The sequence below is a fragment of the Paenibacillus odorifer genome, from assembly GCF_000758725.1.
GTDB lineage: Bacteria > Bacillota > Bacilli > Paenibacillales > Paenibacillaceae > Paenibacillus_AQ > Paenibacillus_AQ odorifer.
This window is the reverse complement of record NZ_CP009428.1, coordinates 675,457-700,510: the sequence shown is the minus strand read 5'-3', so window position 1 is coordinate 700,510 and position 25,054 is coordinate 675,457. Positions and strand designations below refer to the sequence as shown.

Sequence of the window (25,054 nt, the reverse complement as noted above, 5' to 3'; positions counted from 1 at the left end):
GCACCAACAATCGAAAGGATGATCACATTATGAATCGTTCCACATCTGAACAACTTTATCACGAAGCCCTCCAGCATATCGTTGGAGGTGTAAATAGCCCTTCCCGCTCCTTCAAAGCCGTTGGCGGCGGAGCACCCGTATTTATGAAACGCGCCAGTGGATCTCACTTCTGGGATGAAGACGGCAATGAATATATCGATTATCTCCAAGCCTATGGACCGATCATTACCGGCCATGCCCACCCTCATATTACCAAAGCAATTACTACAGCAGCAGAAAATGGTGTTCTTTACGGAACCCCAACCCAGCTCGAAATCAAACTTGCTAAAATGCTAAAAGAAGCCATTCCATCTATGGATAAAGTACGTTTCGTCAATTCCGGAACCGAAGCGGTTATGACAACGATTCGTGTAGCCCGTGCCTATACAAAACGCAGCAAAATCGTAAAATTCGCCGGCTGTTACCACGGCCACTCCGATCTGGTGCTCGTAGCAGCAGGATCCGGACCTTCTACACTTGGCATTCCAGACAGTGCCGGTGTTCCAAGCAGTATCGCCCAGGAAGTAATCACCGTTCCTTTTAATGATCTGGACAGCCTGAAAGAGGCGCTGGAGAAATGGGGCGAAGATGTCGCAGCTGTTATGGTTGAACCGATTGTAGGAAATTTCGGCATGGTGATGCCTAAGCCTGGTTTTCTCGAAGGACTTTGCAAGCTGGCTCACGATAATGGCTCCCTTGTTATTTATGACGAAGTCATTACTGCCTTCCGCTTCCACTATGGTTCTACACAAACCTATGCAGGGCTGGATAACCATGAGGACATCACTCCTGACCTTACTGCACTTGGCAAAATCATCGGTGGCGGCCTGCCTATCGGCGCTTACGGCGGCCGCAAGCATGTTATGGAACAGGTAGCTCCACTTGGACCGGCATATCAAGCTGGCACAATGGCAGGTAATCCTGCGTCTATCTCTGCAGGGATTGCTTGTTTAGAGGTTCTGAGTGCAGAGGGTGTATACGAAGAAATGGATCGGCTTGCAATCCGCCTCGCCGATGGACTTCAAGCATCTGCCGACCGTCATGGCATTCCACTGACAATCAACCGCATCCGTGGTTCGTTTTCCACTCATTTCTGTAACCATCCGGTTACGAATTATGACGAGGCTCAGGATACAGACGGCGAATTGTTCGCCAGCTTCTTCCGTCATATGCTGAACCGTGGCATTAACCTTGCCCCTTCGAAATACGAAGCTTGGTTCCTGACCACAGCACATACTGATGCAGATATCGATGCTACACTTATCGCAGCTGAAGAATCCTTCCGCGCTATGGTGGCTGAGAAATAAGATTGTTTTGAAACGCAGTGCTCTATAAGCTAAAAAAAAGCTGAATAGATTAACGGGCTGTCCCAGTCCCATAAACCGCAAATGTTAAAAGAGCAGCGTTTCTCCTGTATTGGAGGATCGCTGCTCTGCATTTTTACTCATCCACGGTCTGCATCTGTAGCTTGTGGCAAGCTTAAGCCAGCCGATCTCAAGCGTCAATTTCTCTATGCTACGTAACAGGTATCGCCGGACCTTCTCTGTGTTAAGTACAAGGGTTAGGGAGCTTCGATAGATAATTAGGGAAATTGCACCTTAAATTCAGGGATTTCTGGTCATTAAACTAATAATTGGGGAAATCCTCCCTATAATTTAGCTAATTTAGTGGAAAATAAAAAACTTACCCCGGTTTTTAGGGAGAAAATTCCTAATTCTGTTCATTTTCAGAGAATATAGGTTATTTTCAGGGAGTTTTTCCTAATAACTCTGTAGCTCACACCGCAAAAAGCTCAAATACACTTTATCTACGGATTTCATCCGCTAACAGCGTTCGGAAGTCCAAATATTCTACTGCTCTCATGTAAAATCCACCTGCTTGTCCAACGTAATCTCAGTCATTAATGGTCTTAACATTTGCTCGCTCCCAGGTACCAGTGAAAACTCTACACCCTCCAGATGCTCCGGCAGCGTTGGGGCGACCAAGAATTGCATTTGTGTATGCGCTCCACCTCCATGACCACCATGCGGCTGCACTTCATATTCATTCTCACCCGCCACTTCAAGCGTTAAAGCCGTTCGAAGATGAATATGTCCTACAGCTTCTTTTAAATATTTGATTTCCACAGTAACTATGCTGAAGGCTTCATACTGCATAGCATGCGTAAGTATATATTCACATTCTTCAACGACCGTCCGCTTTACAATCGGAAGCACTCCCAGCAATAAACCAGGCTCTTCCCAATATTGTCTTCTGGGTACAGTTTCATTCATAAGGTGCAAATGCTGCACAATCTGAGTAGTGTTCATCTCGAATCTAGTTACCCATTCCTCAAGTAGCTTACTATCAGGGGATAATCGTTTCTTGCCTGTTATAGCTTTACGTTCCTGAATCAGACTCAAAATCTGCTCATCAATCTTTTTAACCTCATCATTATATTCGTTGGCGAATCCTCTAATTGGCATTCTGCTCCAGTTCATTTAACGCCCTCCTCTTATTACTAATTTAAATCCATTAATTGTAAGGGTACATCCTTTCGATTGATTTGTAAAATATTTGAAATATCATAATCTTGCCGATAGGTAAAAAAAAGCGACCATCAGCTTTACGCTGTAAGGTCGCCCGCTTTTTAATTTGGAGTTACTCTCCTACTCATATAAGTTCCGGATCTCCACACCCTGAGGCAGCTTAAACGGATTCTCCTTGTTAATTCGGTCATAGAACATAATCCCATCGAGATGGTCTATTTCATGCTGGATGATGATAGCTTGGTAGCCCTTAAATTTAAGGACAACCTCCTTACCTTCCAGATCATAACCCTTCACCTTCACGGTTTCATACCGAGGTACAAAGCCATGCACGGGGCGATCAACGGACAGACAGCCCTCGCTTTCTGGTAAGTACACCATAGACAAGGAGTGGCTTATGATCTTAGGATTAACCCAAGCATGCTCTACAGCCCGCCCTCTCTCGTCTGTAAGATACATCGCGAACATACGCTTCTCCAGTCCGATTTGATTCGCCGACAGACCTACGCCAGAGCGCAGCTTATATTCTTCGGAAATCTCCGGGTCCTGACTGTTCTTCAGAAATTGAAGCATACATTGCAAAGCCTCACGATCTTCCGCCTGTAATGGAAGCTCCACTGGTTGTGCTACGGTACGAAGTACGGGATGACCCTCCCGCACTATATCATCCATGGTGATGATATATTCAGCATTATATTTTGAACTAGACAATATTCCATCCACCTTTTCCTTACGGGCTTAATTTAATTTCTTATGATGTATAATATGCAGCTTTATGGATTTATGAAAGCAGTTCGCAGTTTGCTGCTGTAATTAACATCGAATCCAAGTCCTGTCGCCAAAGCGGCAAGGGGTAAGTAGGTTTTGTCCTCCTTGCCTACCTTTTGCAGAAAAGCTGGAGTATCAATAGCCACGTTCTCTCCATTCACCTTAATAAATTTCGAGCCAATGGTGATCACAACGGTTCTTCCGCCATACACGATGGTAGCGCTGGAGGTTTTGTTATCCCACTTCCCGCTTGCGCCCACGGCATTTAGAATATCTTTCAGCGCCAAAAAGTTCTGCCCATTTTTAAGGATAGGCTTATTGGGTGTATTCAACTCCACGCCCTTCACTACAATCGACATCGGTACCGATGCAGTAGCCATTGTAGCTACAGTAGGAACACGATACTCTCCCCATTGTAACTCCGCGAAAACCTTAGCAATAGTCTCATATCCAAGCTGCGTTGGGTGAAAATCAGTTTGCCCTGCTCCAATAATATGTGTCAGCGAGCCTTCTACCCCGGCAAACTTTGCCGCAACATGAGCTACAAGCACCTTCGCTCCCTCTTGATTTACGCTTGCAGCTACACTATCCGCCGCTTCCGTAAATTTGCCCGCTGCCGTCATTAGTCTGTTGTACATTTGACCAAGCGCGACCTTAGGGGCAGGTTGATATTGATCGGCCAGTATAATCGTCGCTTGCGGACTTACCGCACGAATATTCTCCAGCACTGCCTTCACATTTGTTTGATAATCCGCTAACCGCTGGTCCAGCTGTGTTTGGAAATCCGCATCCGTCAGCTCCTTGAACTGCAAGAACAGACTGCTTACATCATTCCCACCAATCGTAATGGTAATCAGATCAGCTTCCTTAAGCTCTGCTGCGATCTGCGGAGTTAGCTTCACGAACTGCTCTATTCGTGGATCTGGGAGACCTGCCTGAACTCCGTCAGCAGTAATCACTGAACCATCCTTGATTGCTCCTGTGTAATTACGTAATCCGGCCGTAGTCAGCCCTAGGATACCATAATTAGTAAGTGCACTTCTGCCATGATACCAGCCCTGCTCAAGCAATCTCTCCGCATAGCCGTATGGCTTGGTATTCACGTCCGTCATTCCTGGCTCGTAGCCAGCAGTAATGGAATCACCTAGAGCTACGATGCGAAAGACATCCTGCCCAGAGTCTTGTATTGCAGTCGTGTCAGCCGCATTTGCCGTGCCTGCTCCTACGCTAATCAGCGCAGATAACAAAAGCAGGCTGCTTATGCCAGCTGCCCAAATTTTTTTCCAATTGCCTAGCATCGTATCCCTCCCAAATTGTTCTAATTCCATTCTACCATCCCAGGGTAGCAACGCAAAAGAGCGGCCTCCTATATTCAGGAAACCGCCCCTCGCAAATCACTGGCTATTATTTGTCTGAATCTTCATCTGACTCTAACTTCTGCCCTGCACGCTCCAGATATTTATCATAACGGTCATCCAGCTCATATCCAATCTTACGATAACGCAATGTTTCTTCCACAATAGGATCGAGCGTAGTCTGAATACGAATTTCATATTTAGGTGAGATTTCCCGGATTTCCTTAGCCGTACGATCGCCTTGTTCCATCTCCCCATCTACCAACATTTCGCTCAGCTTGCGTTCCAAATCATCCTTCTCACTCATGCTGTATCGTCCTCCCTAAAGCTTATATCCTGTTGCTTCAGCATTCTTCAGTGACGAAACCAAATATTCGTGAATGTGGCCATTACTTGCTACTACATGGCGTGTACCAATATCATATGAACGTCCTAGGGTATCCGTAATCTTGCCTCCTGATTCAAGTACAAGCAGTACTCCTGCTGCACAGTCCCAAGGGCTTAAGCCCACTTCCCAATAGCCATCTACCCGGCCTGCCGCCACATAAGCTAGATGTAGAGCAGCCGCGCCTCCGGCACGAATACCACGAATCTGCGGAAGAATACTTTGCAGTCCGGCCATATTCACAGGTTGTGCAAACTCACGATCCGGCGGAAAGCCCATAGCGATCAGGCTGTCCCCAAAATCAGTCTCCGTAGAGACCGAGGTAGGAACACCGTGCATGTAAGCTCCCTTTCCTTTTTCAGCGACGAACATTTCATCACGAGTCGGATCATAAATAACGCCTACTGTTAGTTCACCGCGAATCACCAATGCTATGGAGACACAGTAAAAAGGAAATCCGTGTACGAAATTAGTCGTACCATCTACAGGATCTACAATCCACAAATATTCATGCTCACGAGCTTCTTCCAATGCAGCGGTAGCCGCTGCTGCTCCCGGGGAAACCCCTTCTTCCCCGAGAATGGCATGGTCGGGAAAATGTGTCAGGATCAGCCTGCGAATCATTTGCTCAACGCCTTTATCAACTTCCGTAACCAGATCTTGTGCTGAAGTCTTTGTATTCAGCTCCTTCACGAGACCCTGTCTGCTCTTTATCCATTCTCCTGCTTTGGCAGCCGCATTAATGGCCACCGCCGTATGTCCCTTGCTTGTTACTACATAGGGTTCACGTTCATTCTTACCCTCTGGATTTAAAGGACTCATATCTTCACTCCACTTTCTTGAACATAATCGCCAATGGCTTTAATTCTAAAGCAATCCTATTCACAATACCGTGCAATACGTCAAAACGTTCCCCAAGTTCCCAAAGTTCCGCCAAAAGAGGACCCAATTCTCACCTGCGAGCATAAATGCCCTAGGTCCATATAAAGACGATAAGCGATTAAAGTTTCATTCAACGTACCCTATTTCAAGTTACATATCAAGTCATGATAGGACCCGTATTCGGGACCTATCTCCTTATTTTCATTGTTTAAGGTTCAATATTCACGCTTGCCCCATTTAATAAGGAAATTCCGTTACCAGCCTCAGCCAGCTCCTTCATAGCCTCCATCAATCCAAATAACGCGCCATCTTTTAGTTTCGCCTCAATCATAACATCGACAGCAGGCGTATCTGCGGCAATACGTTTCAGAAAAGCCAGCAAAGGCGCAGGTTCCACGCCATCCGCATGGCTGCGCGGATCAGACGGGCTGCGCGGACTGGATACATGAATCTTAGGCGGCAAAAGCTCTCCAGAAGGAACGTCCTTCTGTGCTAGCTCGCTTCGCCATGTCTGCAAAATGTCAGGCCACAGCTCCCAAGGGAGCTCTCCTTCATTATTCACCCATTGGTGGTGAATATCCAGCACCATCGGTAATCCTACGCTCTGACTGACTGCCAGTGTCTCCGGAGCTGTAAATGTCTTATCGTCATTCTCCAGCGTTATACGCTCCTGCAGCGCTGCCGGCAGCGCGCGGAAATGCTCCTCGAATCGCTTCGCCGCTACAGGCTTGTCCCCATAAGCTCCGCCAATATGGATATTGTTCTTCGCCATGGCAGGAAGCCCCATAGCAACCAGCATGTCCACATGGTACTGCAAATCCCGTACGGAGTTTATCAGCACCTCCGGACGGGGTGTACTAAGTACTGTAAAGTGATCTGGATGAAAAGAAACACGCAGCCCGTGCTTTTTCACATATTGGCCCACTTCCGCAAATTCCTCGGCGAGCGCCGCAAACGGATTCCAGTCCTGCAAATCCGGATGCGTCGCCAGAGGAATGATTTTGGAAGTGAGGCGGTACACCATGATGTCCGAAGCCACATTATGCTTCATCAACCGCAGCGTATTATGCAGATTCATTCTAGCGATGTTCTCCAAACGCCGAAGTGCCGCTTCACGGTCATCCAGCTTCTTAAAAGAGGCCATCGTCATTGTCTTAGATGGGGAGCAGTCTTTGATAACGGTGGACATCGCTACATATCCGAAGCGGACAATCATCCCTGTGCTCCAAAAAACATTTCCTCAGCCAAAGCCGTCTGCACTCTGGACTCTTCTTCATTCAGCTTACGCATAAGCTCCATCTCTACCGCGGTAACCTCATGTCCTTGAAAATTAATCTCTGCAATCGAGGCTGAAATTTTGACAATGGCTACAGCTACGTTCTCAGGGGTGTAAGCAATAACCTTCTGACCTGTTGGATACACACGAAAGCCTTGTTTCACCATTTTGGTGCGCCCATATTCCAGCAGCTCGTACAGCTCTTGTTCACTCTTGAATTTGCAGACGGAGTTGAATTCTGTTTGAAAACCCATGTTCTTCTCTCCTTCCAGTCGGGATATTCCCGCTATAGCTTCTATTACTCGTTGTCGTACTTAAGACCTTGTTTAAAATTATAGCGCTCCAAGGCTAACTCAATCATTCGGTCTAACAGAGCTCTATAAGATACACCCGTCTCACGCCACAATAGCGGATACATGCTGTAAGGAGTGAAACCAGGCATCGTGTTCAGTTCGTTAATTAGAATTTTACCATCCGATTTTCGCAAGAAGAAGTCTGCCCGGGTAATTCCACTGCCCTCAATCGCTCGAAAAGCAACTATCGCGGACTCCCGCAAACGATCGGCCACTTCAGAATCCACTGGTGCAGGAATCATCATTTGCGATTTGCCGTCCGTATATTTGGCTGCGTAATCATAATATTCACCAGAAGAAACGATTTCACCCGGAACAGAGGCTTCTGGTTCATCATTTCCAAGCACGCCAACCTCTACCTCACGCGCATCCACAAACTCCTCAATAATAACTTTGGTGTCATAACGGAAAGCAAAATCAATTGCTTTTACAAGACTATCCTTATCAGCAGCCTTAGAAATACCTACACTTGAGCCTAGATTGGCAGGCTTCACGAATACCGGATATCCCAGTTTATCCTCTACACCAACAATCAACTCATGACGTTTTCTTTTCCAAGCGCTGATGTTGAAATAACAATACTCGCATTGATCCAGGCCGGCATCAGCGAACAGCTTCTTCATGACAACCTTATCCATACCTGCCGAAGAGGCAAGAACACCAGCACCGATGTAAGGAATATTCGCCATTTCGAACAACCCTTGAATCGTTCCGTCCTCACCATACGTGCCGTGCAGCAGCGGGAACATTACGTCCACTGTTTTGTCCGCACCGGATAACCCACTAAATACCACGTTCAGGGCTGTGCCCATATCTTCGGTCGCTTCTGCAAGCTTGAGCTGCTCCACTTGGCTGTAAGGCGCTGATAACTTCTCTCCAACCTTCCACAATCCCTGTTTTGAAATGTAAAAAGGTATAATCTCATATTTATCATAATCAAATGAGTTCATCACGGCAAAAGCCGTCTGTAGCGATACCTCATGTTCTCCTGATTTGCCCCCGTACACCAGCCCTACGGTTAGTTTTGCGTTCCCCATTCCCTTAACCTCTTTCTGTACTATAAGTAGTCGTTAATATGAAAAAAACGGTATTTCGTTTGATCAGTCCATGCGTAGGAATCACGATAGTCCCAATAGCGATGACGGCTGCTAACGGTACGTGCATTCACAAGCGGCATGCCTCCTGCATCAAAAGCTGTGACGATTGTGCTGTGCTGATACTGCCCGTTGCCATCCCAGTCATATTGAATGATATCGCCCAGCATCAATTGCTCCGGCCGCTCCATGACTTCCGCACGCAAGCCACTGCTCCGACTTCCGCTCAAATAGCGTTGCAGACTGTCTGATACAGCCCAGCTATAGCTCCACCATTCTTGTTTGCCTTGGTAACCTTTGTACCACCAGCCCGTTTCTCTTTTACCAGTATAGTTGATAGGTGCTCCCCCTGCAAAGAGACATTGGGAGACATAATTTGTACAGTCCACCTCGAAGGTTTCGAACTCCGGATTGCCGTCTTTCCACCAGCGGTCGGCATACGCCACAGCTTCTTCACGGTTATAACGAACCTCTCTTGAACCGGCAATTTCTCCGAGAACATTCCGGTTAAGCAGGGGCTGTGATGGCAGCGGTGCCGGCAAAGCCTCTCCCCATTTGGATAGTCTGCCCGATAGCTCTACCTCTGCCCGATGAACCGTATTTCTTTCAGGGACACTTCGTTCCACACCAGCAATCTCCCAGCCCCCACCGTCCCGTACAAAGGTCAGCCGCTCCAGCTCGATAATATCCTCGCGGTGGTTAACGCCGCCTTTTTCATAATAAAGCGCACTATGCAGTGTAACCTCTGCTACTACCTCGGTCGGAGTCTGCCGGACGGTCCGCAAAGTCTTAACCCCTGTCTCTCCGCGCAAAGGAGTTATCCCACGTTCTTTATACCACTCAGCAAGACGTCTTGAACGCTCCCCTTGTTCTACCAGAAAACGCGGATCCTTAACGGACACGGAAACGGTATGCGATGATGACTTAGGCTCCACCCTGGCCTTATTCACTTGATCAACATATACATAAAGACTTTGCTTCCACTGTTGTTCCATTATACTCGCGCCCCTTCTTTCCCTTTTAACTGCTGTTCTATGTATATGAAAGGAAACAGGCCGCTATACAGATCGGTTGAATAGTTAAGGATGTTTCAAGTAAAAACTCTAACCCCAAGTACGACATCTCAATCAAACATCGACAACGAGGAACATATCACCTAATAACTGAGGAAGAGAAATTCTGCCTGCATTTCCCCTAATAAATAAGTAAAACCAAGGATTCCGGTGAATTCCTTCGTATTATCTCCTTTTAATGGCTCTTTTTGAGGTAAAAAGAATATCCCGAAACGATACAATATAACAATGGAAGGGTAGCTTGGCATTTTCTCAGGCATAATTCGGGCTTTAGATGTAGGAAAAAAAACTTTACTCCCCACTTTGTAACCGTTATAATTAAGCTAGAAGCAATTTGAAATTGGGTTTCATTAGACGAAACAAGGAGGCGCATATATGCCAAGCAAGGATCATTTTTCATTGGCTCGGACCCTGGAATCAGGCGGCAAATCTTATCGCTATTATGATCTGAAGTCCCTTGAGGAACAAGGATTGGGCTCTATTTCTTCCCTGCCTTTTTCGATCAAAGTCCTACTAGAGGCTGCTGTTCGTCAGTTTGACGGACGGGCAATTACTGAAGAACATGTGAAACAACTGGCCGATTGGTCAGGTGACATTGACCGTAATAAAGAAATTCCATTTATCCCTGCTCGTATCGTGCTTCAGGATTTCACCGGAGTTCCGGTAGTCGTGGATCTCGCAGCTATGCGTGATACTGTAAAAAAAGCCGGAGGAGATCCTAAACAGATCAATCCGCTTGTCCCGGTTGACCTTGTAATTGACCACTCTGTCATGGTTGATGCTTTCGGTACAGCAGACGCCTTGGAATACAATATGAACGTTGAGTTCGAACGCAACGAGGAGCGTTACCGTTTCCTTCGTTGGGCACAGACAGCTTTTAACAACTTCCGTGCAGTTCCACCAGCAACAGGTATCGTGCACCAAGTAAATCTAGAGTATTTAGCTTCCGTTGCCACTACCAAAACTATCGATGGTGAAACTGTCGTTTATCCAGATTCCCTTGTAGGAACGGACTCCCATACCACGATGATCAATGGTCTTGGTGTTGTGGGCTGGGGTGTAGGCGGTATTGAGGCTGAAGCAGGAATGCTTGGACAACCGCTCTATTTTGTTACACCTGATGTAGTGGGCTTCAAGCTTACAGGCAGCCTTATCGAAGGGGCTACAGCAACGGATTTGGCACTGACAGTAACTGAAATGTTGCGTAAAAAAGGCGTAGTCGGCAAATTCGTCGAATTCTACGGACCCGGCCTTGCTAACATCAGTCTGGCTGACCGGGCAACTGTTGCCAACATGGCGCCAGAATACGGAGCAACTATCGGTTTCTTCCCTGTAGATGACGAGACACTCGCTTATCTTCGCAGCACTGGACGTCCGGATGATCTGGTGGCGTTGGTTGAATCTTATTACAAAGCACAAGGGATGTTCCGTACCTCGGATACGCCAGACCCTGAGTTCAGCGATGTGATTGAGCTTGACTTAGCTTCTGTCGTTCCTAGCTTGGCTGGACCAAAACGTCCGCAAGACCGGATCGAACTTACGCATATGAAGGAAAATTTCGAAGGCATTATCCGTACACCTGTAGACAAAGGCGGTTATGGTCTCAGCGATGAGAAAATCGCTCAAGTCGTAGAAGTACAGCACAAAAACGATACCACTAGCAAGCTCAGCACAGGTGCAGTCGTAATCGCAGCTATTACTAGCTGTACGAATACTTCTAACCCTAGCGTTATGCTTGGAGCAGGTCTTTTGGCGAAAAAAGCTGTGGAACGTGGTCTGACAAAACCAGCTTACGTTAAGAGCAGCTTGACTCCAGGATCCTTGGTGGTTACTGAATACCTGCAAAAAGCAGACTTGCTGAAGCCACTCGAAGCATTAGGATTCTACTTGGCTGGTTATGGCTGTGCCACTTGTATCGGTAACTCCGGTCCATTGCCTGAAGAAGTTAGTCAAGCCATTACTGACAATGACATGACCGTAGCCGCAGTCATCTCCGGTAACCGGAACTTTGAAGGCCGCGTACATGCTCAGGTAAAAGCAAACTACTTGGCTTCACCGCCGCTCGTAGTTGCTTACGCACTGGCTGGTACAGTAAATATCGATTTGCAGACTGAGCCACTTGGATTTGATCCACAAGGTGAGCCAGTATTCCTGAAAGATATCTGGCCAACCACTGCTGAAATTCGTGAAGCCATTGGTCTCTCCCTTAGTCCGGAGATGTTCCGTAGCAAATACGAAAATGTATTCACCGCTAACGAACGTTGGAATTCGATTCCTGTTCCGCAAGGCGAGCTGTATGAGTGGGATGATAATTCCACGTACATCCAGAATCCGCCATTCTTCGAACATCTGGCAGACGGTCTGGGAGACATCAAGGATATCAAAGATGCACGCGTTCTAGCGCTGCTTGCTGATTCCGTGACAACCGACCATATCTCACCAGCGGGTAATATCTCTACCTCTGGTCCTGCTGGCGAATATTTGCGCGATCATGGTGTAGAACGTGCAGACTTCAACTCCTACGGCTCCCGCCGCGGAAACCACGAAGTCATGATGCGCGGTACGTTCGCTAACATTCGGATTCGTAACGCAGTAGCTCCTGGTACGGAAGGCGGCGTTACTACCTTCTTGCCAAGCGACGAGGTTATGTCCATCTATGATGCTTCCATGCTCTATCAGGATGCTGGACAAAATCTGATCGTCATCGCTGGTAAGGAGTACGGTACAGGAAGCTCACGTGACTGGGCAGCTAAGGGTACGCTTCTGCTTGGCGTTAAAGCAGTTATCGCTGAAAGCTTTGAGCGGATTCACCGCAGCAATCTGGTCGGTATGGGTGTACTCCCACTTCAATTCCAAGAAGGCCACGGCTGGAGCAGCTTGGGACTGACCGGACGCGAGACCTTCAACATTACTGGTCTCGATAACAACGTGGCACCAAGTCAAGAGCTAACTGTCACGGCTACCCGTGAAGACGGCACACAATTTGATTTCCCTGTCATTGCAAGACTCGACAGCACAGTCGATATTGATTACTATCGCAACGGTGGTATCCTGCAGACTGTTCTTCGCCAGATGCTGGCAGATGCTACAGACTCTTCCGCGGTGTCAGTAGAATAGATTTAAAGTAACTTAAAAAGGGACTGTTTCACGGCCATGAGTGGCTGTGAGCAGTCCCTTTTTTATGGGGTGGTTCCAGCAGCCAATTTGTGGCGGGTGGGGTGCCCTTGTCTTTTGGATCTTCACCATTGCTGCGTTGCTGGTTCCAAACTCCAAGCGTCGTTTGATTCGATGATATTCGCGCATAGGAGCAGCTCGAAGCAATTCACGGACAACTTACGGAATCAGCCGGCTTTAACGTAGCTATATCCGACTTCGGGACCTGTAAGCCTCGGGCATCAGTAGGATTCGGCGCTATCGGACCTAGCTGACCTTATACGCTGGATTATCCGATATTTGGCGTGCTGTCGGACTTAGATGACTCTATACGCTCGATTATCCGACTTTTGGCGTGTGATCGGACTCCATAGTCGCTATTGGCATGAAAAACATACTAAAGGTTTCCGTTTTGGTCGAATAGCTGCACTGGGGTCCGAAACTATGCCAAACTGGCTGTAAATTCGCAAATAGCGTCCCCTGAGTCCGCACGTCTCAGGGGACGCTTAGAATTCCGCGCTATCGGACCCAGATGACTCTATACGCTCGATTATCCGACTTTTGGCGTGTGATCGGACTCCATAGTCGCTATTGGCATGAAAAACACATTAAAGGTTCCCGTTTTGGTCGAATAGCTGCACTGGGGTCCGAAACTCTGCCAAACTGGCTGTAAATTCGCAAATAGCGTCCCCTGAGTCCGCACGCCTCAGGAGACGCCTAGGATTCCGCGCTATCGGACCCAGATGACCCTATACGCTCGATTATCCGACTTTTGGCGTGCGATCGGACTCCATAGTCGCTATTGGCATGAAAAACACACTAAAGGTTCCCGTTTGGGTCGAATAGCTGCACTGGGGTCCGAAACTATGCACAAAAGGCTTTAAATGGGCAAATAGCGTCTTCTGAGTCCGGAAGCCTCAGGGAAGATCTAAATAACAACCCGAGATTACTTGTGTACGAGTTATGAGATACGTGGGTTCGTGGGTTCGTGGGTTCGTGGGTTCGTGGGTTCGTGGGTTCGTTGGTTCATTGGCTCGTGGGTTCGTTGACTCGTGGGTTCGTGAGTTCGTGAGTTCATGAGTTCATGAGTTCATTGGTTCGTGGGTTCATTGACTCGTGGGTTCGTGAGTTCATTGGCTCGTGGGTTCGTGAGTTCATTGGCTCGTGGGTTCGTGAGTTCGTTGGCTCGTGGGTTCGTGGGTTCGTGGGTTCGTGAGTTCGTGAGTTCGTGGGTTCGTGAGTTCATGAGTTCATGAGTTCATTGGTTCGTGGGTTCATTGACTCGTGGGTTCGTGAGTTCATAGGCTCGTGGGCTCGTGGGTTCGTGGGTTCGTGAGTTCATAGGCTCTTGGGTTCGTGGGTTCGTGGGTTCGTGAGTTCGTGGGTTCATTGGCTCGTGGGTTCGTGAGTTCGTGGGTTCGTGGGTTCGTGGGTTCGTGGGTTCGTTGGCTCGTGAGTTCGTTGGCTCGTTGGCTCGTAGGTTCATTGGCTCGTGGGTTCGTTGGCTCGTGGGTTCGTTGGCTCGTGGGTTCGTGGTGGTTTCTCTACCCTCCCTCCCCTCCGTCCCTCTGCCTATCTAGGCCCTGGGTTCAAACGCTCGTGCCTCAGCATTACGAGTTACTGAGGCTCCCAAAGGTACGTATATTCACTGAAGCTCACCATACAAACGCAAGGTGGGGGAGCCGTTAGCCGTTAGTTAGTCATCAGTTAGCTGTTGATTAGCCGTCAGTTACGCATCTATCATCCCATCAATTACCCGTCAGTTAGCCATCAAGCCATCGTTTCCTGCCACTTTACCCACAATCGACTAAGCATCCCTCCCCAAAACATCAAAACAGCGATCCTCCAGTAACGGAGAGATCGCTGCTTAGTTTCTTATATGTGTCAGCCAGCGAATTAAGGAATCATCATGCCCATTTCACTAGCCGCTTCCTTCAGTACCGCGGCATATTCCACTAACGTATCCCTTGATAGGCGACTTACTGGACCTGACAGTGATAACGCCGCGATCACATTTCCACTGCGCCCCGTAACAGGCACCGCCACCGCGGCCGCGCCGGGCTCGCGTTCCTCGAAACTGGTGGCATATCCGAGCCGGATAATGTCATTAAGCTGCTCTTGATAGACATCCTTCTCAACGTAGTCCGGCCATCCCGAACTCTCCAGCAATTCTTTCAGCACCTCTGGAGGAGCATAGGCTGCCAGCACTTTACTTGATGCGCCCACAGATAAAGGCAATCTCGCACCGATCTGCGCCACTCGCCGTATGGCCTGCTGACTCTGAACCGCCTGAATCCGCACACGTTCTATGCCGTCGCGTAAGTATAAACTAACGGTCTCCCCTAGCCGATCCCGCAGCCGTTCCATTGACGGCAACAATACCGCAGCCGACTCATCAAAAGCAGGCAAATGCGTAGACAATTCCCAAATTCGTATACCCAGGCTGTATTTCTCAGTGGCCGGATTACGAATGAGGAAGCCCTTTTCCTCCAAGGTTGCCAGCAGCCGATGGACGGTACTTTTATGTAAATCAATCTTTGAAGCGATCTCCGTCAACCCTAAATCTCTGTCCTGCGTAAAACAAAGCAATATATCAAGCGCACGTTCTACCGCACGCACTGTAAGCTTTCGGTCCTCCATGACAATCTCCCCCTCGTGTTTCATCAAATGAAACTCGGTTACATTATAACTAACTCTATCTTAGTGCAAAACTCTATGGAAAGTCCAGTATATTCACTCCTCCGGAGTTGTGCCAAAAATGTGCCGGAAAAGGTTGGGCTGCACTTTACAGTTACATTACAAAAGCGTCTAATTCATTGACTTTGTAAGGGCTTTTTCATACGATTAACATATTAAATTATCTACTGATGCTTTAGAATCATTTTTACAAATTCTTCTAGGCACTAGTACTCACTTCATTCTTAGGAGGGGACCATATGGATCTGGCAACTCGCCAAACCGGCACAACCGTCTCCCGTCGACCTAAACTACCTAAACAAGGCAGTTCGTCCCGGCTATCGCTGCGGATGATTCGTGTGAAGCATATTATCGTTGCACTGCTATTATCTATTTTTTTCTTTTTAGCCTTCTGCTTTGTCTCACTTCATGGCTATATCGCCTGGGTATTATCTAATCCAACGGTCGCACCTCTGTATTCCAATCCCATGCAGGCCAAAGGTCTCGCATACGAGGATGTGACGTTTCCAGCTAAAGACGGCAGTCGAATGATGAGCGGCTGGTATATTCCCTCCGAAGGGGCTACCAAAACGATCGTGTTCAGCCATGGCTATGGCGCCAACCGTGAAGAATCTTGGGTACCTATGTACGATCTCGCTCACTATGCACACAGTCTGAATTTCAATGTCGTGATGTTTGATTACGGCTTTGCTGCCCAAGGCAACAAGGATATTGCAACCGGGGGTAAAAAAGAATCCCAGCAGCTTCTAGGCGCTATTGATTTTGCTAAGGAACGTGGAGCTGAGGAGTTAGTTGTATGGGGCTTCTCCATGGGAGCAGGCACAGCACTGCAAACAGGATTAGTATCAGAGGACATTGACGCGATGATTCTGGACAGCACCTTTTTGTTAGAGCCAGATACGCTGTATCATAATATTAAGCAAAATATTGATCTGCCCCGCCAGCCTTCCCTGGCGATTATGGAAATGCTGTTCCCAGTTCTGAACGGTACCGGGCTGAATCAAATTCCTTATGCGAAGGTCAAATCCGAAGATTATCCTTTCCCTATTCTACTCATGCATGGAACCGAAGATGATAAAGCTCCTTATCCTATTGCAGAAAAGCTGGCCGCGAACCAAAGCAATCCGTTCTCAGATTCCTGGGTCGTAGAGGGCAGCCATCATGAGTTGCTGTTCCGTGAGCACCCGCGTGAGTATTTGCGGCGAGTCTCTGCTTTCTTAGGAAATGTTCAACTAGCCAAAACCTACAATGGCAACCAGCCGGCGATGGCAAGTAACTAGTTAAGCACTACAATCCGCCTCTGTCCCCTGATGGGTCAGTTGCTTCAACCATTTACCACGGCGAAAACGCACGTAACCTATAACCAATCGAACAGCCTCTTCTAGGGACAGAAAGAAGTATACCCAGGGAAGAGGCTGTTTCCATCCCCATGACAACAGTAGCCCTAGAGGCACCCCAAGCAACCAAGTTGTGGAGGCTTCCATAATAAAGACGAACTTACTATCGCCACCACTCTGCAGAATCCCTCCCGCAATCATCATATTGCCCACCTTTATCCATAAAAAAAGAGCAAAAAAGCAGATAACAGAAGTGGCCATTCGGCGTTCTTCCACTGTTAAGTTAAAGGCTGAGACGTAGAGCGGGGCTAGAACAGCAATAAGAACACCAAGCAGCAATGAAATCCCTACTCCTATTCGAACAAAAAAACGAGCATACTGAAAAGCACCTGCATTATTATTCTCTCCCAGCTTATGTCCGACCATAATCCCAGCTGCACCAGAAAGCCCAGCCAGAAGTCCAATCGTCAACCCCTGCAGCGGAAAGGTCACTGTCATAGCGGTCATCTCTGCTGTGCCCATACGGCTATATATTACGGAATAACAAGCTTCACCTAAAACCCAAACCAATTCCGTTAAAACAATAGGCGCTATCGTTCTTAAAAAAGGTATACACAGCGCTTTCGAAAACGAACTCAGCTCCTTAATTCCTCCGGCACCCGGCAGTTTCCCGCGATACACAGCTCCGATGATCAAGGTACTTTCGACTATACGTGAGATTAACGTTGCATATGCCGCACCTGCAAGTCCAAGCTCTGGAAACCCCCAATGCCCAAAAATAAGCGCATAGTTTAAAATAATATTCAGTCCTACAGCAGCTATGCTCACACCCATTGGATACTTTACATGTCCTGAACTTCGTAGAACCGCCGAATAGAGCATCGTCAACATCGTTGGAATATAACTGAGGGTAACGATTTTTAGAAAAATGTACCCCTTCTCCAACACTTCTTTATCCGTTGTAAAAATAGACAGGCATAGCCGAGGGTTGAAAAAAACAACTATCGTAAATGAACCCGACAATATCAGGCCAATTCCAAGACTTAATCCCAGTAGTGGTGTGATGCTCTTTCGATCTTTACTCCCCCAATATTGAGCCGCGTATATGGCAAGACCCGTAGCAAGACCCGCCAGCACCACCGAAATCACGCTATAGATTTTACTAGCCATACCAACCGATGCGATCGCTACACCCCCAAGCTGCCCTACCATCAATTGATCTACTAAATACAGCACCGCCATGACTAGACTTTGGAGGGATATCGGTACCGCTAATTTTAACAGCTGATTATAAAATTGTTTCTTCTCAAGCTTGTTCATACCCTCATCTCATTTCTCAAAGTTTTTCTACTACCCCAAAGGATTTCATTAATCGGTCCACACGACAAAAAAAGGTACACCCTCCTTTTCGCGAGGTTGTACCTTTCGGTATCATTGCCTTTATTTTCCTGTATAATTTCACCATATCAAACGGTTGTCAACGATATTATTATCGCGTTCTTATGCTCTTCATAAGCTATCATGAGCACACATATAATGGACTGATGAAGACATATCACGGGAGGTTTTCTTGGAATGTTATATGTATACGGGCCGATGCTGCCAGTACGTATTTTAGAAGAAATCGTATTCTGGAAAACACAAGAGAAAGAGCATACCGAGGTTATCAAAGCAATCGTACCTAACCTGGAGGAACCCTATGTTAAACTGCTGGATGAATGGGCGGTGGTCTTCGGTGCCACAGAGATGGCCGCTCAACAGTTATTGAATTCTGCCCTCTCTGCTTCTCCACCAAGTCAGGCTGAACTCACTGCGGAAACAGAAAAGCTGCTGCACATCTCCTGTACCCAATCCCAAGAATTTGTTCGGCAGCTTTTTGCCATCATGGAAAGCAGCGCAGCCGTCAAAGCCGTCCCCCTTGCAACCACTGTGATCCTGCATATTATTCGCGAATCAGAGTATTTCCTTGCCGTACTGCACACTCTGAGCTCGCCCGGACAGCTCACGCAAATTATGAGAGATTATACAGCAGCCGACAATGTCGTAAGAACAGAAGAGGACAATGGCACGCGGAATGAGGGACTTATTCCTTCTACAGATACTATCCTTGATATTCGTGAAATGAGTGCTGTGCCAATTGGCGGGCATACACTGCCTCCATTGCCTTATGCTTATAATGCGCTGGAACCATACATCGATGAGAAAACCATGCGGATTCATCATGATAAACACCATCAAAGTTATGTAGATGGACTAAACAAAGCGGAGAACAAGCTAGCCGAGGCTCGCAAGAAAGGAGATTTCGATCTTGTTAAGCATTGGGAACGGGAGCTAGCCTTTAATGGGGCTGGCCACTATCTCCATACAATCTTCTGGAACGTAATGTCACCTCAAGGTGGCGGGCGTCCAACTGGAGCCTTACTGGAAGCCATTGAACAAAGCTTCGGCAGCTATGACAACTTCAAGAAACAGTTCACAGAAGCTGCGAATAAGGTTGAAGGTGGCGGCTGGGCTATTCTCGTCTGGAGTCCACGCAGTCATAGACTGGAGATTTTGACTGCGGAGAAACATCAGAACCTGTCACAATGGGACGTTGTTCCGTTACTGGCTCTGGATGTATGGGAGCATGCCTATTACCTTAAACATCAGAATAATCGGGCCGATTATATTGAGGATTGGTGGAAGGTCGTTAACTGGCCTTACGTCTCAGAACGTTATGCTGCTGCCAGTAAACTGGCCTGGAAGCCCTTTTGATATTATTTCAATTCACAGTGAACATCACTCTTATTCCCACAGCCTGACCAAAAAGGACCCATCATTCACATTACGTGAACGATGGGTCCTTCCAATTTCGAGGTATGCACCCCGATATTTATTCCTTAATCAAGCTTAGAAACTCCGCACGAGCGGCGGCATCCTCACGGAAGACCCCTCTAGTAGCCATAGTTACCGTTTTGCTGCCTGGCTTCTTCACTCCGCGTGCACACATACACAGATGCTCTCCCTCCACAACAACCATAACACCGTGGGGGCCTAACACCTCCGTCATAATATCAGCAATTTGCGCCGTAATGCGCTCTTGAACCTGTAGACGCCGGCTTACTGCTTCAACAAGCCGAGCTAATTTGCTGAGCCCAGCAATACGTCCGCTCGGAATGTATCCTATATGCACTTTACCAAAGAAAGGAGCCATGTGGTGTTCACATTGGCTGTAATAGACGATATCCTTAACGATCACTAGCTCTTCATGAGACTCATCAAAAGTAACGCCGAGCGCCTCGCGGGGATCTATCGAATAACCGCCGAATATCTCCTCGTACATCCGCGTAACACGTGCCGGTGTTTCCAGCAGTCCCTCGCGGCCGGTATCTTCACCGATTAATTCTAATATTTTCTCAACGTGATACTCGATTTGCTCACGGTTCTCTGCAACTTTACCGTTCACATATTCCTTGATGTTCCCCATGATGTCTCCCCCTTCCGCACCCGTATACATGTTATCCGGACCCGGTTACTTACTTCTACGTTTATTCCCTTTAGCTGCTCCAGGGCGCGCACCTGGCTGTCCCTGAGTCTTCATCATTTGCTGGGCACGCTGCATTTGCTTCCCGTTCAGGTTATAACCCATTTGCTTTGCAACCTTTTGCAGCATTTCAGGATCATTCTGCATGTTTGTCATTTGTTTGCGCAGATAATATACACCGATGAAAAAACCACCGATGAGACCTACGACCAATGTAATAATAGGTAATGCGATACTCATCTAAAGCCCACCTCTACACTCTATTGTCTGCATCGCCATATGGCACGCGAATCTATCATAGCATTTCAGGAACTGGACAGCAATTGGCAATATGCAACCTGTCTATGAACTTTTTCCTCCATTAATATCGCTGTCCTCCCGTGCCTTCTTCCCAGTAAGGAGCACATCCTGCGCCCGGCTTAGCATTTCCCTCACCGTGCCATCCTCCTCGCGCTCTAAACCCGCTTCTACAGCCGCTAGAGCCTCATCACCGCCAATACGTCCAAGCGCCCAAGCAGCAGTGCCCCGCATCTCTGGCCGCGGTTCTTTCAGAACAATTTCTGATAGCTTTGGCACAGCCCCGGCTTCCTTGAAATTGCCTAGGGCAATGATCGCATTTCGCTGCATCGGCTTTTTGCCTCTCCAGGCTGCTGAGCTATTGCCGAATCTCTCTTTGAACTCACGATTGCTAAGATCCAGAATCGGCAGCAGCAGCGGCTTCACGATTTCAGGATCAGGTTGCATCTGAGGGCGATGATTCCAGTTCTTACCTCTATTCTTGGGACATACAATCTGGCAAGTATCACAGCCGTATAGACGGTTGCCGATCTTGGTCATATACTCCTCGCTGAGGAACCCTTTAGTCTGCGTCAAAAAAGAAATACAAGCCTGTGCGTTAAGCTGCCCCGGACCCACCAGCGCTCCGGTCGGACAAGCATCAATACACTTGGTACACTCCCCGCAGCCTTCTTCAACAGGTTCATCCGGAGCAAAAGGAATGTTCGTAACCATTTCCCCAAGATAAATCCATGATCCCCATTTGGGTGAGATGATGGAACAGTTTTTGCCGCTAAAGCCTATTCCCGCTCTTTCCGCGACCGCTCTATCTACTAGAACACCGGTGTCCACCATACTTTCCAGCACAGCCTCCGGTACACGCTCGTGAATAAATTCCTCTAGCTTACTTAAGGCTTCCCTCAGCACATGGTGATAATCCCTGCCCCAAGATGCCCGGGCGAGGATGCCCCTACGTGCACCCGGCTCAGATTTAGGAGGGTTCTCCATTTTAGATGGATAAGCTACTGCAATCGAAATAATAGATAACGGCTTGTCTCCAGAAGACAATGCTGGAACTGTCCTTTTATCCAGATCGGGTTCCTCGAAGCCAGATTCATATCCTTTGTCCCGATGGTCTTGCAGTATATTTTTTAAATATAAAAAAGGTTCTGCTGTTGTAAACCCGATATCATCAATACCGAGTGATATCGCAGCCTCCTGAATCTCTGCTTTAAGCTGTGCCCACTTGGAAGGCGGGGGAGCATACGATGACTGAAATGTATTGGTCATTTCCGCCTTCTCCTTTCATATCTTCGCTGACTTTCTTATAATCTATTCAGTTTTGACAGAGGCCACCATATATAATCAGCCCTGCCGACAATCATATCCTGTGAAATAGAGCCGAAGTAACGGCTGTCCTTGCTGGCTGAAGCATGACGGTTATCGCCCATTACAAAATAATTGCCACTTTCCACGGTTAACGCTGCAAAATCCGGATCTTCAATCTCAGTATCAATATAGGGCTCATTCACTATTTTTCCATTTACGTATAACTGATGATTCCGTACCTCTATGATATCTCCAGGTATGCCAATCACCCGCTTCACTAAATACTCCTTATGACTAGGTCCGGTACTTGGATCATGAAGAATGACAACATCACCATGTTTTGGATTTACGAACAGCAATGAAATTTTATTAATGAAGAGCCTTTCTCCTTCCCAGAGTGTTGGCTGCATAGACTGACCTTTAACTGTTGATATATTGAACACAAAAACATTAAGAACAGACATCACAGCAAAAACAATCACAGCTGTAAGCAGCCAATCCTTCATTTCCGAGACCAAACGACCGCCCAGGGAAGTCTTGGATCTGGAGGATCTATGTCTTTGTTTCCTATTTCTCGTGTAATCTACTTGGGGCTCCTGATTCAATATGTCACCTCTTGTTCTCAATAATTGAAGATTATACTTGCAGATATTATAACAATAAAAAAGCATATCTCCCAGCCATTAGCAATGGACTTCTGGGAAATACGCTCGAGTATGAATGAAACAGACTATATCGTCAGCTATAGTTCTTTTTTCTAGAAAATGTTTCCGCTTTCGCAGCTGAGCGATCAAAATTACCCAACAATGCTCAGCTTCCGGACAGATTTGAAGATTTGATTCTCGCTATATCCCATAGCTTCATACAATGGCAAAGCAAAAGAATTATGCTCATCGACGGCTACATAGATACCACTGACTTTACGAGCTTGAAACCTGGATTCCATAGCCGATACCAGACTTCTGCCGACTCCTCTGCGGCGATAATCAGGATGTACAGCAATCCGGAAATAACAACCGTGGTTTTTCTCAATCGTACCAATCAGTGCTCCAACAATTTCTTCTTCATCTTCCGCAACTACAATGAGATCTGAATCCCATGAAAGCTGCCTGGAGAAAGGCTCGATAGTGTTCTCGAAACACTCTTCCGATAATGCGGTTTGCAGCAAATCAGTCACAGGGCTAACGTCGCTTAATTGAAAGGAACGAACGTGCATTCTTTAAAATCTCCCTTGTCTATGGCTTATGAATTTAACAAAAAGAAGGGGTTCCCTTAACATAGAGAAAATAAAAAAAAGCATCAAATACCGAGGAATACCTGCTTTTAAATCTATTAAAGCACACTTTTCTCGTGATATCATCATTTTTCTTTTGAAAGCGCTTAATATCAAGCGTTTACATTTTAGATTGGGTTCATTTCTTCATTAAAAGGGTATTTATAAGGATATATGTCTATAGGATTGGGGACTATTTATTTTAACATTCCAAATACAATTGTAAAACCCTTTCCCTCTCCAATTATACTTTATAAACATTTATGTTTGTTTAGTGTTGCATTATTGGTCTAGATACGGTTTAATTAAGATATCCTATCGGGCGAATACCCTATAGTACATATTTACAATAAAGGATTTTGACGTTAGTTCGCCAGAATTCTTTATCTATAACAAAATTCTAATATAACTCAGGAGGGATTTTTCCATGGCATTTCAATTACCGGCACTTCCTTATCCGAACAACGCACTCGAACCACACATCGACGCATTGACGATGGAAATTCACCATGACAGACACCATAACACATATGTAACTAATCTGAATGCAGCTTTGGAAAAAGCACCTGAATTGCAAAGCAAAAGCATTGAAGAGCTTCTTACAGATCTGAACGCTGTACCTGAAGCTATCCGTACTGCTGTTCGCAACAATGGTGGCGGACACGCTAACCACACCCTGTTCTGGGAAGTTATCGGACCAAACGGCGGCGGCGCACCAACTGGTGCATTGGCTGAAGCTATCGATAAAGAACTGGGCGGATTCGAAAAATTCAAAGAAGATTTCGCAGCAGCAGCAACTACTCGTTTCGGCAGCGGCTGGGCTTGGCTAGTTGTTAAAGATGGCAAACTGGCAGTAACAAGCACACCTAACCAAGACAACCCAATCAGCGAAGGCGCTACTCCAATCCTCGGACTTGATGTATGGGAGCACGCTTACTACCTGAACTACCAAAACAAACGCCCTGATTACATCAAAGCGTTCTGGAACGTAGTAAACTGGGAAGAAGTTGGCAAACGTTACGAAAGCGCAAAATAAGAAATTACATTTGGCTTAAGCCATTGAACTAAAAAAGAAGGTATCTCAGAGCCGAATTGGCTATGGGATACCTTTTTTGTTTAGGTTGGAGATATAGAGAGATACAGATAGAGATACAGATAGAGATACAGATAGAGATAGAGATAGAGATAGAGATAGAGATAGAGATTGAGACAGAGACAGAGATTGATTGATTGATTGATTGTTTGATATCCTCCCAGACACCGCATTTCACGCCGCTTGCGTCGCTTAAATGGATACACTGGATCGGAATAAATCGCAATAAATCTATACTCGGCTTACGAAAATCTGCTTTTGGAGTCGCTGAGCAATAGATTAGGGAATAACTCCCTGAAAATCTGCGATAGGCTCCATAAACACATGTAATTAGGGAAATACTCCCTAAAAATCATCCGTTATGGGCATAAAACCGATATTCGCCAAATTATTAGGGAGGTTTTCCCTAAAGTGATCAATTACAAGCCAAATCGACCTTTTTTTAGGGAAGAATTCCCTAATTAAATTTCACTCACTCTCGTAGCCATAGGAACACCAGAAGAATTTAGTTGGAACAAGACTGAACTAGTCTGAGCCAAATAAACAAAGATTTGCTACGAAGAGACTGAAGCATACGACCGTACTTAGGTGCATACGACCATGCTTAGGTGCATACGACC

Annotated in this window: 21 protein-coding genes and 1 pseudogene; 5 read left to right on the top strand and 17 right to left on the bottom strand. The window is 46.8% G+C overall.

The window, feature by feature from the left end; translation table 11 throughout:
- The first annotated feature begins 29 nt into the window (after window positions 1-29).
- Window positions 30-1,346 (top strand): glutamate-1-semialdehyde 2,1-aminomutase, encoded by a 1,317-nt coding sequence (locus PODO_RS03045; RefSeq protein WP_038568626.1) that lies wholly within the window; start codon window positions 30-32, stop codon window positions 1,344-1,346.
- A gap of 552 nt (window positions 1,347-1,898) precedes the next feature.
- Here PODO_RS03045 and PODO_RS03040 read toward each other — a convergent pair.
- From PODO_RS03040 to PODO_RS31655, 10 genes are all read right to left on the bottom strand, one after another.
- Window positions 1,899-2,519, bottom strand: a complete 621-nt coding sequence (locus tag PODO_RS03040) for a hypothetical protein (RefSeq protein ID WP_038568624.1) — start codon at window positions 2,517-2,519, stop codon at window positions 1,899-1,901.
- 168 nt (window positions 2,520-2,687) lie between these two features.
- Window positions 2,688-3,239, bottom strand: a complete 552-nt coding sequence (gene def / locus PODO_RS03035) for a peptide deformylase (RefSeq protein WP_036679906.1) — start codon at window positions 3,237-3,239, stop codon at window positions 2,688-2,690.
- A gap of 101 nt (window positions 3,240-3,340) precedes the next feature.
- The gene (locus PODO_RS03030) at window positions 3,341-4,633 is read right to left on the bottom strand and encodes a stalk domain-containing protein (protein WP_036679904.1); all 1,293 of its coding nucleotides are present in this window, start codon (window positions 4,631-4,633) and stop codon (window positions 3,341-3,343) included.
- Between the two features lie 106 nt (window positions 4,634-4,739).
- Window positions 4,740-4,997 carry a hypothetical protein gene (locus PODO_RS03025; protein ID WP_036679858.1) on the bottom strand — a complete coding sequence of 86 codons (258 nt, stop codon included), beginning with the start codon at window positions 4,995-4,997 and terminating at the stop codon, window positions 4,740-4,742.
- A gap of 15 nt (window positions 4,998-5,012) precedes the next feature.
- Window positions 5,013-5,897: an inositol monophosphatase family protein gene (locus tag PODO_RS03020; protein WP_036679857.1), complete on the bottom strand. Its 885-nt coding sequence runs from the start codon at window positions 5,895-5,897 to the stop codon at window positions 5,013-5,015.
- 268 nt (window positions 5,898-6,165) lie between these two features.
- Complete coding sequence (gene uvsE / locus PODO_RS03015) at window positions 6,166-7,173, bottom strand: UV DNA damage repair endonuclease UvsE (protein ID WP_036679855.1); 1,008 nt, start codon at window positions 7,171-7,173, stop codon at window positions 6,166-6,168.
- Window positions 7,170-7,487, bottom strand: a complete 318-nt coding sequence (locus PODO_RS03010) for a hypothetical protein (protein ID WP_038568621.1) — start codon at window positions 7,485-7,487, stop codon at window positions 7,170-7,172. The genes uvsE and PODO_RS03010 overlap by 4 nt, the downstream gene beginning before the upstream one ends.
- Before the next feature lie 44 nt (window positions 7,488-7,531).
- Window positions 7,532-8,623: a D-alanine--D-alanine ligase gene (locus PODO_RS03005; RefSeq protein WP_038568619.1), complete on the bottom strand. Its 1,092-nt coding sequence runs from the start codon at window positions 8,621-8,623 to the stop codon at window positions 7,532-7,534.
- 20 nt (window positions 8,624-8,643) lie between these two features.
- A complete protein-coding gene (locus PODO_RS03000; protein ID WP_080742388.1) occupies window positions 8,644-9,675 on the bottom strand; it encodes an amidase domain-containing protein in 1,032 nt (343 codons plus the stop codon).
- A 161-nt stretch (window positions 9,676-9,836) separates the two neighbouring features.
- Entirely contained in the window at window positions 9,837-10,013 is a 177-nt protein-coding gene (locus PODO_RS31655; RefSeq protein WP_218918667.1) for a hypothetical protein, read from the bottom strand.
- A 115-nt stretch (window positions 10,014-10,128) separates the two neighbouring features.
- Between PODO_RS31655 and acnA the strand changes: the two genes are divergently transcribed.
- On the top strand, window positions 10,129-12,870 hold the full coding sequence (acnA, locus tag PODO_RS02995) for an aconitate hydratase AcnA (protein WP_038568617.1): 2,742 nt from the start codon (window positions 10,129-10,131) through the stop codon (window positions 12,868-12,870).
- Between the two features lie 1,932 nt (window positions 12,871-14,802).
- On the opposite strand, the gene PODO_RS02990 is transcribed toward acnA, so the two are convergent.
- A complete protein-coding gene (locus tag PODO_RS02990) occupies window positions 14,803-15,546 on the bottom strand; it encodes an IclR family transcriptional regulator (protein ID WP_036676839.1) in 744 nt (247 codons plus the stop codon).
- 296 nt (window positions 15,547-15,842) lie between these two features.
- Here PODO_RS02990 and PODO_RS02985 point away from each other — a divergent pair, with 296 nt between their 5' ends.
- The gene (locus tag PODO_RS02985; protein ID WP_139329954.1) at window positions 15,843-16,883 is read left to right on the top strand and encodes an alpha/beta hydrolase; all 1,041 of its coding nucleotides are present in this window, start codon (window positions 15,843-15,845) and stop codon (window positions 16,881-16,883) included.
- On the opposite strand, the gene PODO_RS02980 is transcribed toward PODO_RS02985, so the two are convergent.
- A complete protein-coding gene (locus PODO_RS02980; protein WP_038568615.1) occupies window positions 16,884-18,260 on the bottom strand; it encodes an MATE family efflux transporter in 1,377 nt (458 codons plus the stop codon).
- A 255-nt stretch (window positions 18,261-18,515) separates the two neighbouring features.
- Between PODO_RS02980 and PODO_RS02975 the strand changes: the two genes are divergently transcribed.
- Complete coding sequence (locus tag PODO_RS02975; RefSeq protein WP_036676833.1) at window positions 18,516-19,694, top strand: Fe-Mn family superoxide dismutase; 1,179 nt, start codon at window positions 18,516-18,518, stop codon at window positions 19,692-19,694.
- Between the two features lie 118 nt (window positions 19,695-19,812).
- Here the strand turns inward: PODO_RS02975 and folE are convergent, their stop codons facing one another.
- From folE to PODO_RS02950, 5 genes and pseudogenes are all read right to left on the bottom strand, one after another.
- Window positions 19,813-20,406: a GTP cyclohydrolase I FolE gene (gene folE / locus PODO_RS02970; RefSeq protein ID WP_036676830.1), complete on the bottom strand. Its 594-nt coding sequence runs from the start codon at window positions 20,404-20,406 to the stop codon at window positions 19,813-19,815.
- A 45-nt stretch (window positions 20,407-20,451) separates the two neighbouring features.
- A complete protein-coding gene (locus tag PODO_RS02965; RefSeq protein WP_036676828.1) occupies window positions 20,452-20,703 on the bottom strand; it encodes a YneF family protein in 252 nt (83 codons plus the stop codon).
- A 129-nt stretch (window positions 20,704-20,832) separates the two neighbouring features.
- Window positions 20,833-22,029 (bottom strand): annotated as a pseudogene (gene queG, locus PODO_RS02960) (tRNA epoxyqueuosine(34) reductase QueG); the annotation flags it as partial.
- 35 nt (window positions 22,030-22,064) lie between these two features.
- Entirely contained in the window at window positions 22,065-22,673 is a 609-nt protein-coding gene (gene lepB, locus PODO_RS02955) for a signal peptidase I (protein ID WP_038568612.1), read from the bottom strand.
- A 191-nt stretch (window positions 22,674-22,864) separates the two neighbouring features.
- The gene (locus tag PODO_RS02950; protein ID WP_036676822.1) at window positions 22,865-23,284 is read right to left on the bottom strand and encodes a GNAT family N-acetyltransferase; all 420 of its coding nucleotides are present in this window, start codon (window positions 23,282-23,284) and stop codon (window positions 22,865-22,867) included.
- 484 nt (window positions 23,285-23,768) lie between these two features.
- Here PODO_RS02950 and PODO_RS02945 point away from each other — a divergent pair, with 484 nt between their 5' ends.
- On the top strand, window positions 23,769-24,377 hold the full coding sequence (locus tag PODO_RS02945; protein ID WP_036676820.1) for a superoxide dismutase: 609 nt from the start codon (window positions 23,769-23,771) through the stop codon (window positions 24,375-24,377).
- Window positions 24,378-25,054: the final 677 nt, after the last annotated feature.

Coding starts and splice junctions, on each gene's coding strand:
- PODO_RS03045 (WP_038568626.1), top strand. CDS start 30: ATGAATCGTTCCACATCTGAACAACTTTATCACGAAGCCCTCCAGCAT.
- PODO_RS03040 (WP_038568624.1), bottom strand. CDS start 2,519: ATGAACTGGAGCAGAATGCCAATTAGAGGATTCGCCAACGAATATAAT.
- def (WP_036679906.1), bottom strand. CDS start 3,239: ATGGATGATATAGTGCGGGAGGGTCATCCCGTACTTCGTACCGTAGCA.
- PODO_RS03030 (WP_036679904.1), bottom strand. CDS start 4,633: ATGCTAGGCAATTGGAAAAAAATTTGGGCAGCTGGCATAAGCAGCCTG.
- PODO_RS03025 (WP_036679858.1), bottom strand. CDS start 4,997: ATGAGTGAGAAGGATGATTTGGAACGCAAGCTGAGCGAAATGTTGGTA.
- PODO_RS03020 (WP_036679857.1), bottom strand. CDS start 5,897: ATGAGTCCTTTAAATCCAGAGGGTAAGAATGAACGTGAACCCTATGTA.
- uvsE (WP_036679855.1), bottom strand. CDS start 7,173: ATGATTGTCCGCTTCGGATATGTAGCGATGTCCACCGTTATCAAAGAC.
- PODO_RS03010 (WP_038568621.1), bottom strand. CDS start 7,487: ATGGGTTTTCAAACAGAATTCAACTCCGTCTGCAAATTCAAGAGTGAA.
- PODO_RS03005 (WP_038568619.1), bottom strand. CDS start 8,623: ATGGGGAACGCAAAACTAACCGTAGGGCTGGTGTACGGGGGCAAATCA.
- PODO_RS03000 (WP_080742388.1), bottom strand. CDS start 9,675: ATGGAACAACAGTGGAAGCAAAGTCTTTATGTATATGTTGATCAAGTG.
- PODO_RS31655 (WP_218918667.1), bottom strand. CDS start 10,013: ATGCCTGAGAAAATGCCAAGCTACCCTTCCATTGTTATATTGTATCGT.
- acnA (WP_038568617.1), top strand. CDS start 10,129: ATGCCAAGCAAGGATCATTTTTCATTGGCTCGGACCCTGGAATCAGGC.
- PODO_RS02990 (WP_036676839.1), bottom strand. CDS start 15,546: ATGGAGGACCGAAAGCTTACAGTGCGTGCGGTAGAACGTGCGCTTGAT.
- PODO_RS02985 (WP_139329954.1), top strand. CDS start 15,843: ATGGATCTGGCAACTCGCCAAACCGGCACAACCGTCTCCCGTCGACCT.
- PODO_RS02980 (WP_038568615.1), bottom strand. CDS start 18,260: ATGAACAAGCTTGAGAAGAAACAATTTTATAATCAGCTGTTAAAATTA.
- PODO_RS02975 (WP_036676833.1), top strand. CDS start 18,516: ATGTTATATGTATACGGGCCGATGCTGCCAGTACGTATTTTAGAAGAA.
- folE (WP_036676830.1), bottom strand. CDS start 20,406: ATGGGGAACATCAAGGAATATGTGAACGGTAAAGTTGCAGAGAACCGT.
- PODO_RS02965 (WP_036676828.1), bottom strand. CDS start 20,703: ATGAGTATCGCATTACCTATTATTACATTGGTCGTAGGTCTCATCGGT.
- PODO_RS02950 (WP_036676822.1), bottom strand. CDS start 23,284: ATGCACGTTCGTTCCTTTCAATTAAGCGACGTTAGCCCTGTGACTGAT.
- PODO_RS02945 (WP_036676820.1), top strand. CDS start 23,769: ATGGCATTTCAATTACCGGCACTTCCTTATCCGAACAACGCACTCGAA.